This window comes from Nocardiopsis sp. NPDC058789, assembly GCF_042745575.1.
GTDB lineage: Bacteria > Actinomycetota > Actinomycetes > Streptosporangiales > Streptosporangiaceae > Nocardiopsis > Nocardiopsis eucommiae.
Genome location: NZ_JBHYOW010000005.1, coordinates 265,712 through 280,505 on the forward strand (window position 1 = coordinate 265,712; position 14,794 = coordinate 280,505).

General features: G+C 72.5%; 10 protein-coding genes. 1 reads left to right on the forward strand and 9 read right to left on the reverse strand.

Features of this window, described 5'->3' with window-relative positions:
* Positions 1-97: 97 nt before the first annotated feature.
* The 3 genes from meaB to ACFW3L_RS09115 form a co-directional block, all read right to left on the reverse strand.
* On the reverse strand, positions 98-1,162 hold the full coding sequence (gene meaB / locus ACFW3L_RS09105; protein ID WP_378738083.1) for a methylmalonyl Co-A mutase-associated GTPase MeaB: 1,065 nt from the start codon (positions 1,160-1,162) through the stop codon (positions 98-100).
* 67 nt (positions 1,163-1,229) lie between these two features.
* A complete protein-coding gene (gene scpA, locus ACFW3L_RS09110) occupies positions 1,230-3,467 on the reverse strand; it encodes a methylmalonyl-CoA mutase (RefSeq protein ID WP_378738085.1) in 2,238 nt (745 codons plus the stop codon).
* Complete coding sequence (locus ACFW3L_RS09115; protein WP_378738087.1) at positions 3,464-5,416, reverse strand: methylmalonyl-CoA mutase family protein; 1,953 nt, start codon at positions 5,414-5,416, stop codon at positions 3,464-3,466. The genes scpA and ACFW3L_RS09115 overlap by 4 nt, the downstream gene beginning before the upstream one ends.
* 225 nt (positions 5,417-5,641) lie before the next feature.
* Between ACFW3L_RS09115 and ACFW3L_RS09120 the strand changes: the two genes are divergently transcribed.
* Positions 5,642-6,316, forward strand: a complete 675-nt coding sequence (locus ACFW3L_RS09120) for a hypothetical protein (protein ID WP_378738089.1) — start codon at positions 5,642-5,644, stop codon at positions 6,314-6,316.
* Between the two features lie 123 nt (positions 6,317-6,439).
* Here ACFW3L_RS09120 and ACFW3L_RS09125 read toward each other — a convergent pair whose 3' ends face one another.
* The 6 genes from ACFW3L_RS09125 to ACFW3L_RS09150 all read right to left on the reverse strand — a co-directional run bounded on the left by ACFW3L_RS09125 (position 6,440) and on the right by ACFW3L_RS09150 (position 14,771).
* The gene (locus ACFW3L_RS09125) at positions 6,440-6,841 is read right to left on the reverse strand and encodes a spore-associated protein A (RefSeq protein ID WP_378738091.1); all 402 of its coding nucleotides are present in this window, start codon (positions 6,839-6,841) and stop codon (positions 6,440-6,442) included.
* Positions 6,842-6,852: 11 nt separating this feature from the next.
* Positions 6,853-8,487 (reverse strand): serine/threonine-protein kinase, encoded by a 1,635-nt coding sequence (locus ACFW3L_RS09130; protein WP_378738093.1) that lies wholly within the window; start codon positions 8,485-8,487, stop codon positions 6,853-6,855.
* Positions 8,488-8,647: 160 nt separating this feature from the next.
* A complete protein-coding gene (locus ACFW3L_RS09135) occupies positions 8,648-13,051 on the reverse strand; it encodes an FtsK/SpoIIIE domain-containing protein (RefSeq protein ID WP_378738095.1) in 4,404 nt (1,467 codons plus the stop codon).
* 203 nt (positions 13,052-13,254) lie between these two features.
* Positions 13,255-13,551, reverse strand: coding sequence for a WXG100 family type VII secretion target (locus ACFW3L_RS09140; protein WP_378738097.1), 297 nt, complete (start codon positions 13,549-13,551; stop codon positions 13,255-13,257).
* A gap of 149 nt (positions 13,552-13,700) precedes the next feature.
* Positions 13,701-14,354, reverse strand: a complete 654-nt coding sequence (locus ACFW3L_RS09145) for a hypothetical protein (protein WP_378738099.1) — start codon at positions 14,352-14,354, stop codon at positions 13,701-13,703.
* 66 nt (positions 14,355-14,420) lie between these two features.
* The gene (locus tag ACFW3L_RS09150; RefSeq protein WP_378738101.1) at positions 14,421-14,771 is read right to left on the reverse strand and encodes a hypothetical protein; all 351 of its coding nucleotides are present in this window, start codon (positions 14,769-14,771) and stop codon (positions 14,421-14,423) included.
* Positions 14,772-14,794 lie beyond the last annotated feature (23 nt).

Here is a 14,794-nt window from a genome sequence, read left to right on the forward strand (position 1 = left end):
TTCGCCTCATGGGCGAGAACCCCCTCCCCCCGGGTCGGTACCTCCCGTTCACCCTGGGTCATTTCACGACATGACACCCGGTGTTGCTTCGTGCCCCTCAGGCACCCCCACCGTCACTGTCGGCCCGGTCACGGCCCGTTCGGCCCTCCGCGTCACCGTCACCCTGAGTGAACGAGTCCAGCAGGGCACGCGCGGCCAGGGTGGCGGTGGTCTCACCCGATCGCACCTGTGCCTCCATCGTCGGGATGGCGTCGGCCACACCCGCGTCCCGCAGGAACGAGTCCAGGAGCTGGTCCCGCACCTGGTCCCACATCCAGCTCACGCCCTGGGCGCTGCGCCGGTCGGCGAGGGCCCCGTCGCGCTCCAGCACCCGCCGGTGGTCGAGCACCGTGTCCCAGACCTCGTCCAGCCCGTCACCGGTCAGACCGCTGCACGTCAGCACCGGCGGCCGCCACTCGGGGTGGACCGGCTGGAGCAGGCGCAGGGCACGGGAGAGCTCCCGGGCGGCCTTGCGGGCGTCGTCGGCGTGCGGGCCGTCGGCCTTGTTCACGGCGACCACGTCCACGAGTTCCAGGACGCCCTTCTTGATGCCCTGGAGCTGGTCTCCGGTCCGGGCCAGGGTGAGGAACAGGAAGCAGTCCACCATGGCGGCGACGGTGACCTCGGACTGGCCCACCCCCACGGTCTCCACCAGGACCACGTCGAACCCGGCCGCCTCCATGAGCAGCATGGTCTCCCGGGTCGCGCGGGCCACCCCGCCGAGGGTGCCGGCCGTGGGCGAGGGCCGGATGAACGCGTCGGGGTCCACCGCGAGGTCGGCCATGCGCGTCTTGTCGCCCAGGATGCTGCCACCGGTGCGGGTGGAGGAGGGGTCGACCGCGAGCACGGCCACCCGGTGGCCGCGCGAGGTCAGCCGGGTGCCGAGCGCGTCGATGAAGGTCGACTTGCCCACGCCGGGCACCCCGGTGATCCCCACCCGCTGGGCCCCGCCGGTGTGCGGGAGCAGCCGCACCAGCAGTTCCTGGGCGGAGCGCGTGTGGTCCGGGCGGCGCGACTCCACGAGGGTGATCGCCCTGGCCAGGGTCGGCCGGTGCCCGGACAGCACCCCCTCGGCCAGGGCGTCCACGTCCACCGGACGCCTCCCGCGCACCGCCACGTCCACTCCCCCTCCCGGCCGGAATCCGGCCGTCACCTCCGGTCGGGCCGGTCCGGCCCGCCGCGCCGAACGGTCACGCCCGCTGCTCCGTGCCCTCCGGGTCCAGCCGCTCCTCCAACTGGTCGAGCAGGTCGATCGCGGCCTCCGCGATCACCGTCCCCGGCGGGAAGATGGCCGACGCCCCGGCGGCGCGGAGCTCGTCGAAGTCACCCGGCGGGATCACCCCGCCCACCACGATCATGATGTCCTCGCGGTCGAGTCGGGCCAGTTCCTCGCGCAGCGCGGGCACCAGGGTCAGGTGTCCGGCGGCCAGGGAGGACACCCCGACCACGTGCACGTCGGCCTCCACGGCCTGGACGGCGACCTCGGCCGGGGTCTGGAACAGCGGGCCCACGTCCACGTCGAACCCGAGGTCGGCGAAGGCGGTCGCGATCACCTTCTGTCCCCGGTCGTGTCCGTCCTGGCCCATCTTCGCCACGAGGATGCGGGGACGGCGCCCCTCGGCCTCCGCGAACGCGTCGACCCGGGCGGTCACCCGGTCCATCAGTCCGGCCGCGTCGGAGCTCCCGGCCGCCTCGTTCCTGTACACACCCTGAATCGTACGGATCTGGCCGGAGTGGCGGTGGAAGACCTTCTCCATGGCGTCGGAGATCTCCCCGACCGTCGCCTTGGCCCGGGCGGCGTCGACGGCCGCGGCGAGCAGGTTGTTGGTGAGGGACGCGTCGGCCCTGGACTCCCGCCCGGCGGCCTCGGTGAGGGCGTCGAGGGCGGCGCGCACCCGGTCGTCGTCACGCTCCTCGCGCAGGCGGCGGAGCTTGTCCAGCTGTTCGGAGCGGACCCTGGAGTTCTCGACCTTGAGGACGTCGATCTCGTCGGCGGAGTCGGGCCGGTACTTGTTGACCCCGATCACCGGCTGCCGCCCGGAGTCGATGCGCGCCTGGGTGCGGGCGGCCGCCTCCTCGATGCGCATCTTGGGCAGCCCGGCGTCGATCGCGGCGGCCATGCCCCCGGCCTTCTCGACCTCCTGGATGTGCGCCCACGCCTTCTCGGCCAGCTGCTGCGTGAGGCTCTCCACGTAGTAGCTGCCGCCCCAGGGGTCGACCACGCGGGTGGTGCCGGACTCCTGCTGCAACAGCAGCTGGGTGTTGCGGGCGATGCGCGCGGAGAAGTCCGTGGGCAGGGCGAGCGCCTCGTCCAGGGCGTTGGTGTGCAGCGACTGGGTGTGGCCCTGGGTCGCGGCCATCGCCTCCACGCAGGTGCGCGCCACGTTGTTGAACACGTCCTGCGCGGTGAGGGACCAGCCGGAGGTCTGGGAGTGGGTGCGCAGGCTGAGCGACTTGTCCTTGACCGCGCCGAGGTCCTTGACCAGGCGAGCCCACAGCAGGCGGGCCGCACGCAGCTTGGCGACCTCCATGAAGAAGTTCATCCCGATCGCCCAGAAGAACGACAGTCGGGGCGCGAAGGCGTCCACGTCCAGGCCGGACCTCTGACCGGCGCGGATGTACTCCACGCCGTCCGCGAGGGTGTAGGCCAGCTCCAGGTCGGCCGTGGCCCCGGCCTCCTGCATGTGGTAGCCGGAGATGGAGATGGAGTTGAAGCGCGGCATCCGCTGCGAGGTGAAGGCGAAGATGTCGGAGATGATCCGCATGGACGGCCGCGGCGGGTAGATGTAGGTGTTGCGGACCATGAACTCCTTGAGGATGTCGTTCTGGATGGTCCCCGACAGCTTCTCGGGCGGCACCCCCTGTTCCTCGGCCGCCACGATGTACAGCGCCAGGACGGGCAGCACCGCGCCGTTCATGGTCATGGACACGCTCATCCGGTCCAACGGGATCCCGTCGAACAGCTGGCGCATGTCGTAGATGGAGTCGATGGCCACGCCCGCCATGCCGACGTCACCGGCGACCCTCGGGTGGTCGGAGTCGTAGCCCCGGTGGGTGGCCAGGTCGAAGGCGACCGAGAGGCCCTTCTGGCCGGCGGCGAGGTTGCGGCGGTAGAAGGCGTTGGACTCCTCGGCGGTGGAGAAGCCCGCGTACTGCCGGATGGTCCACGGCTGGTTCACGTACATGGTCGGGTAGGGCCCGCGCAGGTACGGCGGGATGCCCGGCAGGCCGTCCACGAAGTCCAGGCCGGCGCGGTCGGCGGGCGTGTAGAGCGGCTTGACGCCGATCCCCTCGGGGGTCTCCCACTCCAGGGCGTCGGCTGCCTTCCCGGTGGAGTCCTCCAGGGCGCGCCGCCAGTCGGCCTCGCCCCGGTCGGCGCCGGTGAAGGCCGAGAAGCACGGGTCGACGGCGGAGAAGTCGGGGATCATACGGTCTCCCCCTGCGTGGAGTCGGTCGCGGTGGTCGGGGGATCGGTGAGGATCACGTCGACCAGGTCGGTCAGCAGGGCGACGGCGTCGCAGCCCCTGTGGACGAAGGAGTCCACCCCGGCCTCCCGGTAGGCGTCCCGGGGCGCTCCGGCGAGCAGGACGCGGCGGGCCCCGGCGCCCTTGAGGGCCCGGGCGACGTCCTCCGCGTGCTCGTCGTAGAGCCGGTCCGAGGAGCAGATCACCGCGACCCGGCTGCCGGACTCCGCGAAGGCCCGCGCGGCGGACGGCGCGTCGTCGATCGGCCCCGGGTCGTCGGCCTCGATCCCCCCGGCCGCGAGGAGGTTGGTGGCGAAGGAGGCCCGGGCGGTGTGCGCGGCGACCGGGCCCAGGGTGACCAGGAAGGCACCGGGCCGGTGGCCGGTCGCGGCGGTGTGGGCGTCCGAGCGGTCCCGCAGGGCCTCGTAGTCCTGGGCGTAGCGTCGGGCCGGGAAGCCGCCCGGGACCGGCCGCCGACGGGCGGGGTCGGGCTCGCGGACCAGGGGTTTCTCGTGCGGGTCCGGGAACTCGCTGACCCCGGTGAGCGGGGCGGTGCGGCGGGCGAGGTCGTGGCGGCGGCGCTCCCACACGCGGTCCACCGCGGCGCGGAGCTCACCGTGCTCGATCGCCGCTCCGATGCCCCCGGCGCGCTCCGTCTCCTGGAAGAAGGCCCAGCCCGCGCCGTAGAGGTCCCGGGTGAGGGCCTCGACGTAGAACGATCCCCCGGCCGGGTCGATGACCTGGGCCAGGTGGGACTCCTCGATGAGGAGCGACTGGGTGTTGCGGGCGATCCGGCGGGCGAAGTCGTCGGGCAGCCCCACGGCGGAGTCGAAGGGCGCCACGGTGACCGCGTCGGCGCCGCCCACCCCGGCGGCGAAGCAGGCCACGGTGGCGCGGAGCATGTTCACGTGCGGGTCGCGTCGGGTGAGCATCGCGTCCGAGGTGGTGGCGTGCAGGCTCATGCCGCGCTGGTCCGCCGGGACCCCGCAGGCCTCCAGCACCTGGTTCCACATGGCGCGGACGGCGCGGAGCTTCGCGATGACGGAGAACTGGTCGGCGTTGGCGGCGAGCCGGAACTCGATCCTGCGAGCGGCGTCGGCCGGTTCGATCCCGGCGTCCGCGAGGGCACGCAGGTAGGCGGTCCCGGCGGCGACGGCGGAGCCGATCTCCTGGGCCTCGGAGCCGCCAGCGTCGTGCACGAGAGTGCCGTCCGCGACGAACAGCCCCAGCCTGGGATAGCGGGCGGCGTGTTCGGCGGCGAAGCGGGCCGCGTCCGCCACGTCGGGGCGCTCCCCTGCCCGTGCCGCCGCGCTGAGCGGGTCCAGGCCCAGGTGGGAGATGACGCGGCCGTCGGGGACGTCGGCGTCGGCGTGCGCCCGGAGCAGGGCCCTCGCGGCGTCGAGGGCGTGGGGGCCGGGTGCGGACAGCACCACGGGGGCGAGGTCGAGGTAGACGTCGGTGAGGGCCTCGCCCAGGCGGGAGAGGGGAACCCCGTCGGGTGTGGCGGTGTCGGCGCCCACGGCCACCCACAGCGAGCTCACGCCGTTCATGAGGTCGTCCCGCACGCGGCGGCGCAGCACGGCGGGGTCGGCGTCGGTGTGCCGGGCACGGATGTCCCAGCCTCCGGCCACTCCTCCGCCGGGCCGGTGGCCGCGCGTGAAGGGGGCCAGCCCGGGATAGCCGGGGTCGGCGGCGGGCGGGTCGGCGGTGTAGAGGGGGGCGATGTCGAACCCGTCGTAGCCGTGCGTGGCCAGAACGGACTCCGGGGTGTCCGCGAGCCGTTCCTCGGCGACACCGCTCTTGCGCAGCACCCCGGCGACGAGGGCGCGCCACCGCTCACGTGTGGCCGCCGGGAAGCCCTCGGCCAGGTTGGGGGCCGCGGTACCGGCGGCCCCGCTCTCAGGGACGTCCATACTTCGCGATGGTAGAGAACCGCGTTCGGTTCCGTTGAGTCGGGGTGTGGTGCTCGGCACAGGATCGCCCTCCACTGCCCGGACCAGCGCATTGGCCACGCCGGGCACACGGGCCACGCCCTCCCCAGGATATGACATGGGTCACACACTTGCCCGACTCGAAACCAGAAGCCCCGGTCAGGGACCTCAGCGGTGACCCCAACCGTTCTCCTGACAGGAGGCCCCATGCTGAACCCCACCCGCCGACACCGTGTCGCCCTCGGAGTGGTCGCCGCCGGATCCGCCCTCGCGCTCGCCGCCTGTGGCGGTGAGGACCCCGAGCCCACCCAGCCCGACACGGCCGCGGTCGAGGAGGTCGAGGACGAGCCGGCCGAGGTGGACACCTCCTCGTTCCACCAGGGACCCATCCCCGACGAGGCCCCCGAGATCGACCCGGAGGCGGACCTGCCCGCCGAACCGGACTCCGCCGCGCCCCTGGGGGACCGCATCGCCTGGGAGGCACTGGAGCGGGTCTCCACCTTCGCTTCGGTGACCGACCCCGACGCCACCTCCTCCTGCCCGGAGATCGCCGGTGAGGAGGGGGAGTCCGTCACCTGCACGGTGACCTTCCTGGACGAGGAGTTCGAGTACTCGATCGACATCAGTTCCTCGGGCATCCTCATCAACTACGACTGGGATCTGCCCGAGGGCCCGCTCGTGCGCGAGGTCGTCGAGGACAGCCTTCGGGTGAGCGCCGAGTCCGAGCTCGTGCTCTGTGACATGGACTCCGACGTCGAGCGCGGCGAGACCGGTGGAGAGGCGCCCTTCCTGTGCCAGAGCCTGGACGAGGAGACCGGAGACGTCACCGAATGGGAGATCAGCATCTCCCAGTACGGCTCCTTCTCGTTCTACAGGGTCTGATCCACCCGCGCCTCCGCCCGTGTCGCCGTACTCCGCCCGGGAGGCCCGGGAGGCCCAGAGCAGCGGAAGGCCCCGCCGAACACCTGGTTCGGCGGGGCCCGTCGCGCTCCCGGGCCGCGCGGGTCAGCCGCAGTTGGTGCCGTTGCGCACGACCCACGCGCCGCCGATCGATCCGCCCCAGTCCACGCACTGGCCCGCCGCGTCCAGGTAGACGGGACCGGCGTAGGTCGTGAAGCTGCCCGGGTCGGTCTTCCAGGAGGTGGAGTCGGAGCGCTTGAGGGCGGCGTCCATGTCCATCGCGGATCCGGGGTTGGACCGCGTCACGACCACGCAGTTCCTGCCGTTGGAGTTGTTGTAGGTCAGATGGACCGTGCCCCCGGAGACGGAGGCCGAGTTGACCACCCCGTACCCGCTCCCGCACTCCCCGTTGTAGGAGTCGGCGGAGGCCGGGGCGGGGCCGGCGAGGGCCGCGACCAGGACGACGGTCAGCCCGCAGGAGATCCGGCGGGTGAGTGACTTCAGCACTTCTGCTCCTCCTACCAGGGCGGGGTTCCGCTACCGCTGGTCTTGTGGTGCTCCACGAGTCGGGTGATGGTGACGGTGCCGCCGCTCTCGGTGTAGGTGACCTCCGCCGAGACGGTGCGGCTGCCGGAGTTGACGTAGCCGGTCAGGGCTCCGGGGCTGGAGGAGACCGATCCGGCGGCGCCGTCGGCCACGCCGCCGCCCTGTTCCTGGCAGAAGCTCCACGCGCACACCACGGTGGCGCCGTCGAGCACCGCGTACTGGCCGGAGCCGCCCTGGGGCTGGAAGGCGACCACGTGGTCACCGGCGGGGCGTTCGCCCGACGCGCTCACCCCGGCGCCGACGGTGGCCATGGCGGTGGTCGTGCCACCGTCCTCCTCGCCCTCGTCGTCCTCGGGGTCGTCCTCGTCCTCGGCCTGCTCCGAGGGCTCGTCCGACGGGGAGGCCTCCTCGGTGGGCTCCTTGCCGACCGGCCCCGGACGGCGCTGTTCCTCGGTGGAACCCTCCTTCTCGGCGTCCCCGCCCGGCTCGTCCTCGTCTCCGGAGAACCACGAGGCGATGGGCAGCGCGTCCCAGTTGCTGGCCAGGGCCACGCCGCCGAAGCCGAGTCCGGCGATCAGCAGGAGGGCCCCCAGGCCCGCGCCGAGCAGGGTCAGGACCCTGCCCGCGCCCGCACGTCGGGGGGCCGTCACCGCGAACTCGCGTTCGGGCGCGGTCTGCACGCCGTGCCAGTTGTTGTCGACCAGGGCACCCATCACGCTCCCGGCCGCGGCGGCCGAGGAGACCGGGGCGAAGGCCCTCCCGGGATGGGTCACGGTGACCATCTCCGAGACCAGCTCGAGTGCCGTGGGCCGCTGCGCGCCCTCCTTCTGGAGCGCGCGCCGCGCGAGGTCGGCCAGCGGACCGGTGAACCCCTCGGTGTCCGGTTCGCCGCTGATGACCCTGTGGGCGATCGCGGCCGGGTCACCGCTGCCGAAGGGCGGTCGCCCGGTGGCCGCGTAGGTCACCAGGGCGCCCCAGGCGAAGATGTCGTCGGTGGTGCTGGCGGGCTTGCCCTGGTAGTGGTCGGGGCTGATCCACCCGGGCGAACCCATGACCGATCCGGTCCGGGTGAGCGCCGTCTGGTCCACCGCCCGGGCCACTCCGAAGTCGAGGACCCGGGGACCCTCGGGTGACAGGACGATGTTGGCGGGCTTGAGGTCGCGGTGCGCGATGCCCGCCTCGTGGATCTGGGCGAGCGCCTCGGCCACACCGGCGGCCAGACCGATCAGCAGCTGCTCCTCCAACGCGCCGTGCTTGCGCATGTAGGCGCTGAGCGTCATGCCCCGCACCAGCGGGGTGACGAGCCAGGGGCGGTCGGCGTCCGTGTCGGCGTCCAGCAGGGGCACCGCGCACGCGCCGCCCACTCTGCGGAGCAGCTCGACCTCGCGGGTGAAGCGCGCCCGGAACTCCTCGTCCGCCGCGTACTCGGGGTGGATGAGCTTGACCGCGACGAGCTCGCCCCCTGCGGCGTGGGCCGCGTACACGACGCCCATGCCGCCCGCGCCCAGGCGTTTGAGGGTCTGGTAGGGGCCGATCCTCGTGGGATCGGTCGAGGTCAGGTCGGTGGCGGTGACGGGGAGGGAGACGGCTGACGGGGTTGGGTTCACGGGGAACAGATCCTGATCGGCATACGGGTGGGACGGTTGGAAGCGGGGTCGGGCGCCCACCGAGAACAGGGGTGGCGAAGGGGGATGAAGGGGAGCAAGTGGATCCTAGCGCCTTGAACCTCGCGCACAAGGTACCCGTGCTCCCTCCCGGCTCCGGTGGTCACGGCATGGGCACCCTCACCTGCTGGACCCTGCCGTCACCCAGGTGCAGGTAGGCGGTGCCCGGGGTGAGCCTCGGACTGGACACGCCCTTGGGCAGGCGCAGCCCCAGGACCTCGCCGTCGGCCTGGCTCTGCGGGGACAGCAGCGCACCGATCCGGTTCCGCTTGAGGTGGACGTGCCATCCGTTGAAGCCGCCCTGGAGCGCCTCGTTGGTGCCCGCCGCGACGATGCCCCAGCCCGCGCCCACCATGCCGCGCGCGATCCGCGTGAACTCCTTGCCGAGGTCGCTCTGGAGCAGCAGCTCGGCGTCGTCGATCACCACGACCGCCGTGTCCGCCTCGAACCGCCCGAGCGCCTCGTGCAGCTGCGAGAGCCTCGGTTCGGCGGCGTCGATGACGGCCCGCACCCCGCGCTCGTTCCGCAGGTCGGCCAGGCGTGATCCGCGCGGCGTGACCAGCAGCAGCTCCGTCCCGCCCTCCAGCAGGGACGCCGCCATGGTCGTGAGCATGCTGGACCGCCCCGACTGGGGTGGTCCGCTCACGAGGAAGGTCGGGATCCGCGACAGGTCGGCGGTGACGGCGGTGAGCTCGTTCCCGCCGACACCGATCAGGGCGTGCAGCGGGCGGGGAGGCTGGGTGCGGTAGCGGGACATGTCCGCGAAGCTCAGCCGGTCCGGCAGGACGTCGACGCGGAACGGCCTCGGTCCGCCGTCGGGCCGCGGGCGCTGGGAGACGAACTCCGCGATGCGCGCGAGCTCGGCTCCCTGGGCCGCGCCCTGCGGGTTCCTGGTCAGGAGCGCGATCTGGACCTCCAGCGCGTCACCCGCGCGGAAGGCCCGGCCGTCCGGGACCTCCTCCGGCAGCGCCCGGGCCTGGAGCCCGGCCGAACTGTAGTCTCCGCTGTCGTTGCAGCGCAGGACCAGCAGGTCCTCCGTGGTGGAGGAGTACTTCGTGCGCGTCAGCAGGCGGTCGCCGGTGGCCACCACGTGCACGCCCACGCCCGCACCGTCCCGCATCAGGGTGGTGACGTCCTCGACCAGCGCGCCGTAGTTGTACTCCCCGAAGGCCTGCTCGAAGGCGTCCAGGCGGTCGATGAAGAGCACGAGGTGGGCCGGCCGCTCCGGGGCGGGCAGCTTGGCCCTGAGCTCCTCCAGGTCGGCGCAGCCGTGCGCCGCGAGCAGCTTCTGCCTGCGGTCCAGCTCCTCCCCGAGCAGCCCCAGCAGTCGCACGACGCGGTCGCCCTGGGTGCGCTGGGCGACCGCGCCGCAGTGCGGCAGCCGCTCCATCGGCAGCAGGGCCCCGTTGCCGCAGTCCAGGCCGTACATGTGGACGTCGTCCGGGTGGTGGCCCAGGGCGAGCGAGGCGGCGAGCGTGCGCAGCGTCTGGGACCGGCCGGTCCGACCCGACCCCATGACGTGCAGGTGTCCGGTTCTGGCCAGGTCGAACGTGTACGGCATCTGACGTTGCTGGGCGGGGACGTCGATGAGCCCGACCGGGACCGGACGCACCGTCCCGGGCTCCGGCTGCGGGGGCCGCCCCCGCAACAGCGTGGACAGGGTCAGTGACGTGGGCAGCGCCTCCAGCCAGGGGCTCGGCTGCCGCCGGGCGCCGACCTGTTCCGTGGCCTCGCGCACGGCGGCGACCAGTGCCGTGAGGTCGGTGGCCTCCACGTCGCCGCTCTGCTTGCTCTCCTTGGCGGCGATCGGGGCGGGCAGCGCCAGGTCCGACCACTTCACCGGGTGGGCGACGGGGGCGGAGGCGTTCTCGACGGCCACGATGCGGCGACCGCCCACCCGGCCCGACTGGAACGGCAGCAGCGACGCGTGCCCGAGCCGGGCGTAGGCGCGTCCGGGGGTGTCGATCCCGATGTGGGCCGACTCGGCGGCGTCGATGACGTCGCGGCTCTCGGTCTCGTCGGTCATCCGCAGCGCGATCCGCAGGTTGGTGTTGGCGCGGATGTCGTTGGTGACCACGCCGCCGGGCCGCTGCGTGGCCAGCACCAGGTGGATGCCGAGGGAGCGACCGCGCTGGGCGATGTTGACCAGGCCCTTGACGAAGTCCGGCAGCTCACGTGCCATGGACGCGAACTCGTCGATGACCAGCATCAGCCGCGGCATCTGGGGCATGCGCGGGTCGCGGTCCAGGAGTTCGAGGTAGTCCTCGATGTCCTTCGCCCCGGCCTTCGCCAGGATGTGCTCGCGGCGGTGCAGCTCGGCGCCGAGCGAGACCAGGGCCCGGCCCACCAGGTGGGTGTCCAGGTCGGTGACCATGCCGACGGTGTGCGGCAGGTCCACGCAGTCCTTGAACGCGCTGCCGCCCTTGTAGTCGACCAGCACGAACGACATGGACTCGGGGCGGTTCACCGCCGCGAGCGACGCCACCAGCGTCTGGAGGAGTTCGGACTTGCCGGAACCCGTGGTGCCCGCGATGAGCGCGTGGGGGCCGTCCCTGCGGATGTCGACGGCGAAGGCGCCGTCCAGGCCGACCCCGAGGGTGGCGACCGTGCTGCGGCCGCCGCTCGCCCAGTGGGCCGCGATCGCTTCACCGTTCGGCGGCTCCAGCCCGATCACGTCGAGCAGGCGCGCGCTGCGCGGCAGGGAACCGCCGGACTCCCCCACGCTGCTGTCGCGCAGGGGCGCCAGGGCCCGGCCGAGACGGTCCGCCCAGGCCGCGGAGGGGACGTCGGCGCGTACGTCCTCGACGTTGTCGAAGGAGGTCCGGCGCAGGCGCATGCCGTGCGGGGTGATGCTGACGACCGCCCGGCACTCCTCGGGCAGCAGCCGCTCCTCGGCGTCCAGGCACACGACGTAGATGCCCACGTCGGGGCCCTCACGCAGCAGCTGCACGACCCCGGGGAGCGAGCGGATCCGGCGGGCTCCGTCGAGGACGACCACGATCGCGGGCTCGTCGTCCACGGCCCCGCGCGCGGCCTGGGCACGGGCCTCCAGGATCATCAGCAGTTCGGAGACGCGGCGGGCGCAGGTCGTGGCGTCGATCCCGATCCGGTTCAGCGAGAGCTGGGGCAGGTCCCCGCGCAGGTGCGGCACGTAGCGGGTCCACCGCCAGCGGGTGTGGTCCCCCTCCATGGACAGCAGGTACAGCTGGAGCTCGGCGGGGCTGTGCAGGGCGACGAGCTGGGCGACCAGCCAGCGCTCCAGGGCGTGGGCGCCCTCGCCGGTCCCGGCCACACCCACGACGCCGTTGTCCTTGACCGACACGCTCACCGGCACGTCCCGCATGTCCCAGGTGACCTCCTTGCGGTGGTCGTCCTTGGTGGGGTCCATGAGGACCACCTCTGAGGGGATGCTGCCGGTGCCCACGCGCAGCTGGGTGAAGTCCTCGTCGATCTTGCGGCGCTCCCACAGCCGGGAGCGGGGCCCGGTGGACAGCAGCAGGACGGCGGCGGGGTCGGGGCAGGTGTCGCGCAGACGGCGCTGCGCGGCGACGAGGGCGTCGCGGGCGTCCCTGGTGACCCGCTCCGTCTTCTCCTCGAACTCGCGCAGCTGCTTCTCGTAGCGGGCCTTGGTGGTCCTGCGCTGCATGAGCTGCATGAACAGCACCGAGATCGGCGCCAGCAGGCCGATGAGGAGCATCTGCGGGCGGTTCATGATGAGCGCGCCACCGACCGCCATGGTGATCGGCATGAGGATCATCATGAGCAGCTGGGCGATCGGCTTGTCCGGCGGCTCGGGCGGGGTGGGCAACTTGAACTTGGTCTTGGTGGGCGCGGGGTGCAACCGGGGCGGACGGTTGTAGTCCAGTCCGGTGCCGTCCTCGGAGGTGACTACGGAGGCGTCAGGCCGGTGGTTGGGCCAGGCCTCGAAGAGGGTGCCGCCCAGGGTGAGCTGCTCCCCCTGGGGCCAGTCGGTGTCCGGGGCGACCTCGTCGCGCTCCAGGTACGCGCCCTGTCCGGTGCTGGTCGCCCGGAGGGTGACGGTGCCGTCGGGGGACACGCGGATCCGCGCCCAGTGGCCGTCGGCGTCCACGACGAGCACCGCGCTCTCGTGGTCACCGACCACGTAGTCGCCCGGGTCGAGCCGGACGACGCGTCCCGCGTCGGGGCCGGAGACCACCCGGACCTCCACCACGCCCGGGGGTTCCGCCTTGACCTCGGCGGGACCGCCCACACCGATGACCGACCCGTCCAGGATCCCGGCGTCCGCCAGGGACACGGACGGATCGACCCGCCGGTCACCGACGTAGAGGGGCACCTCCTGGCCGTTGACGCGCGGCACCGTGCGGACCACCGGGTCCACGACCTCGGTGAGCTGGCGCACGGTGGCGCTGGGGTCGGCGTCGACGAGCATGTCCAGACGCAGGGGCGAGGAGGCGACGGGGCCGGAGCCGTTGGGCCCGTCCACGGACGGACCGGTGGCGGGAGTCGCGGTGAAGAGAAGGCGCACGGTGAGGACTGCTTCCGGGTCTCTGCCCTCGGGGGCGGGTCGCGTTGGTCGACGCGGCGGTCGGTGGGGGCCGCGCGTCCGCCCCGGGCCCGCGCGGGAGCCGGGGGGTGGAGAGGGGCCCGGCGCGGGCGGTCGGGGCGGGGCTGCTCTGTTCGGGGCGGGTGCCCGCGAGGAGCGCGGGGTTCGGCTGTGGCTCGGGGCCGTCAGCCCTTGAGGCCCTCGCCCAGCTTCTCGTCGGTCTCGCTGAAGGTGGTGCCGACCTGCTTGAGGTACTTGGCGATGCCGTCGAGGCCCTTGTTGACGTCCTCGAAGCCGCTGTTGAAGTCCTCGAAGAACGGACGGAAGTGCTTCTCCGCAGCAGGGGTGCTGTAGCCGTCCGAGATCAGCGCGTCGACCTTGTTCTTGATCGACTGGAGGCGCTCGGTGAACTCGTTGAACTCCTGGGTGAGGGAGCCGGAGGTCTCCTCGGTCTTGTCACTGTCGACGTTGTACGCGGGCATGTGTCTCTCCTCGTGTGTGTGCTCCCGGGGCGGCCGAGCCCGGCCGAGGGGCCGGGAGCCCTTCTGTGCTCATTGTGGCTGATACCTGCTCAGGGGTGATGGTTCACCCCTGATGCCACCGGATGCCGTCGGCCCACGCCGTTCGGGGGTCAGTCCCCCTCGTCGACGGGGACGTCGCGCTCCCAGAAGCGCGCCGACGCGGTGATCGCGTCGAAGAGGTCCAGGACCTCGTCGACCTCGCGGGAGTTGGGGCTGGTGCAGCTGACCAGGATCCGCTTGTCCAGGCCGGGGTACTCCAGTGCCGTGTGCATGGCCACCGTGCGCAGGATCGCCTCGTCGGTGTCGTGGTCCGTGACGCCCTCGATGCGACCGCACTGGCCCAGCCCGGACTCGGTCAGGTCCACGACGGTCTTCTTCAGCCAGGTGCCCTCACGCGCCGTGGCCGAGTCCTGGTAGACGTAGTCGACCAGGCGCAGGGGGTCGATGGTGTGCTCGCCCCGGCCCGCCGGGAAGGCGAAGACGCAGACGGTCGCCATGAAGAACCCGTCGTCGTACTCCTCGAAGGTCCCGGCGGCCGAGATCAGCCCGGACCCGGTCGCCTCGTCGGTCACCCTGGCCATGTCGGCGATGAGCTCGTTGAGCGCCTCCGCCTCCTCCGGCCGGTTCCCGTACGCCTCCAGCACCTTGGCGCGCATCTCCGCGAGCGAGTCGCCGGACAGGTCGTACTGCTTCCAGCCTTCCGGAAGCGCGTAGTCGAACAGGATGTCCCGTTGCGGGAGGTCCTCCTCGAACAGGTAGGGCATGGCGGTGGTTCTCCTCGTGCGGCCGGGTGGGGCCCGGTGCGGTCGCGGCCCGTGCGGGCGGTGGGGCTAGACGGCGGCCTGGTTGGGGTGCCCGGGAGGCGGCGGCGGTCCGCCCTGCTCCTGGTCGGTCAGGCTCTTGCCCATCTCCTCGTCCGCCTCCTGGAAGGTCTCGATCACGGGGGTGAGCGCCTGGAGAAGGGCTCCGAGGTCCTCGGCCTGCCGCTCGTAGTTCTTCTTGCAGTCCTTGCCGTAGTCCTTGGCCTTGTCGACCAGGTTGCCCGGACCGATGTCCTCGGCCCGGTCCTCGGGGCTCCGGTAGGATTCGCCCTCGGCTTCGGCGAAGGCGCTCTGGATCCTGTTGAGCGAGCCCCGCATGTCGATCAGGGCGTCCGTGTCGATACTGACGATGGTGGCCATCAGGTGCTCCTCTCGTTGCCGCT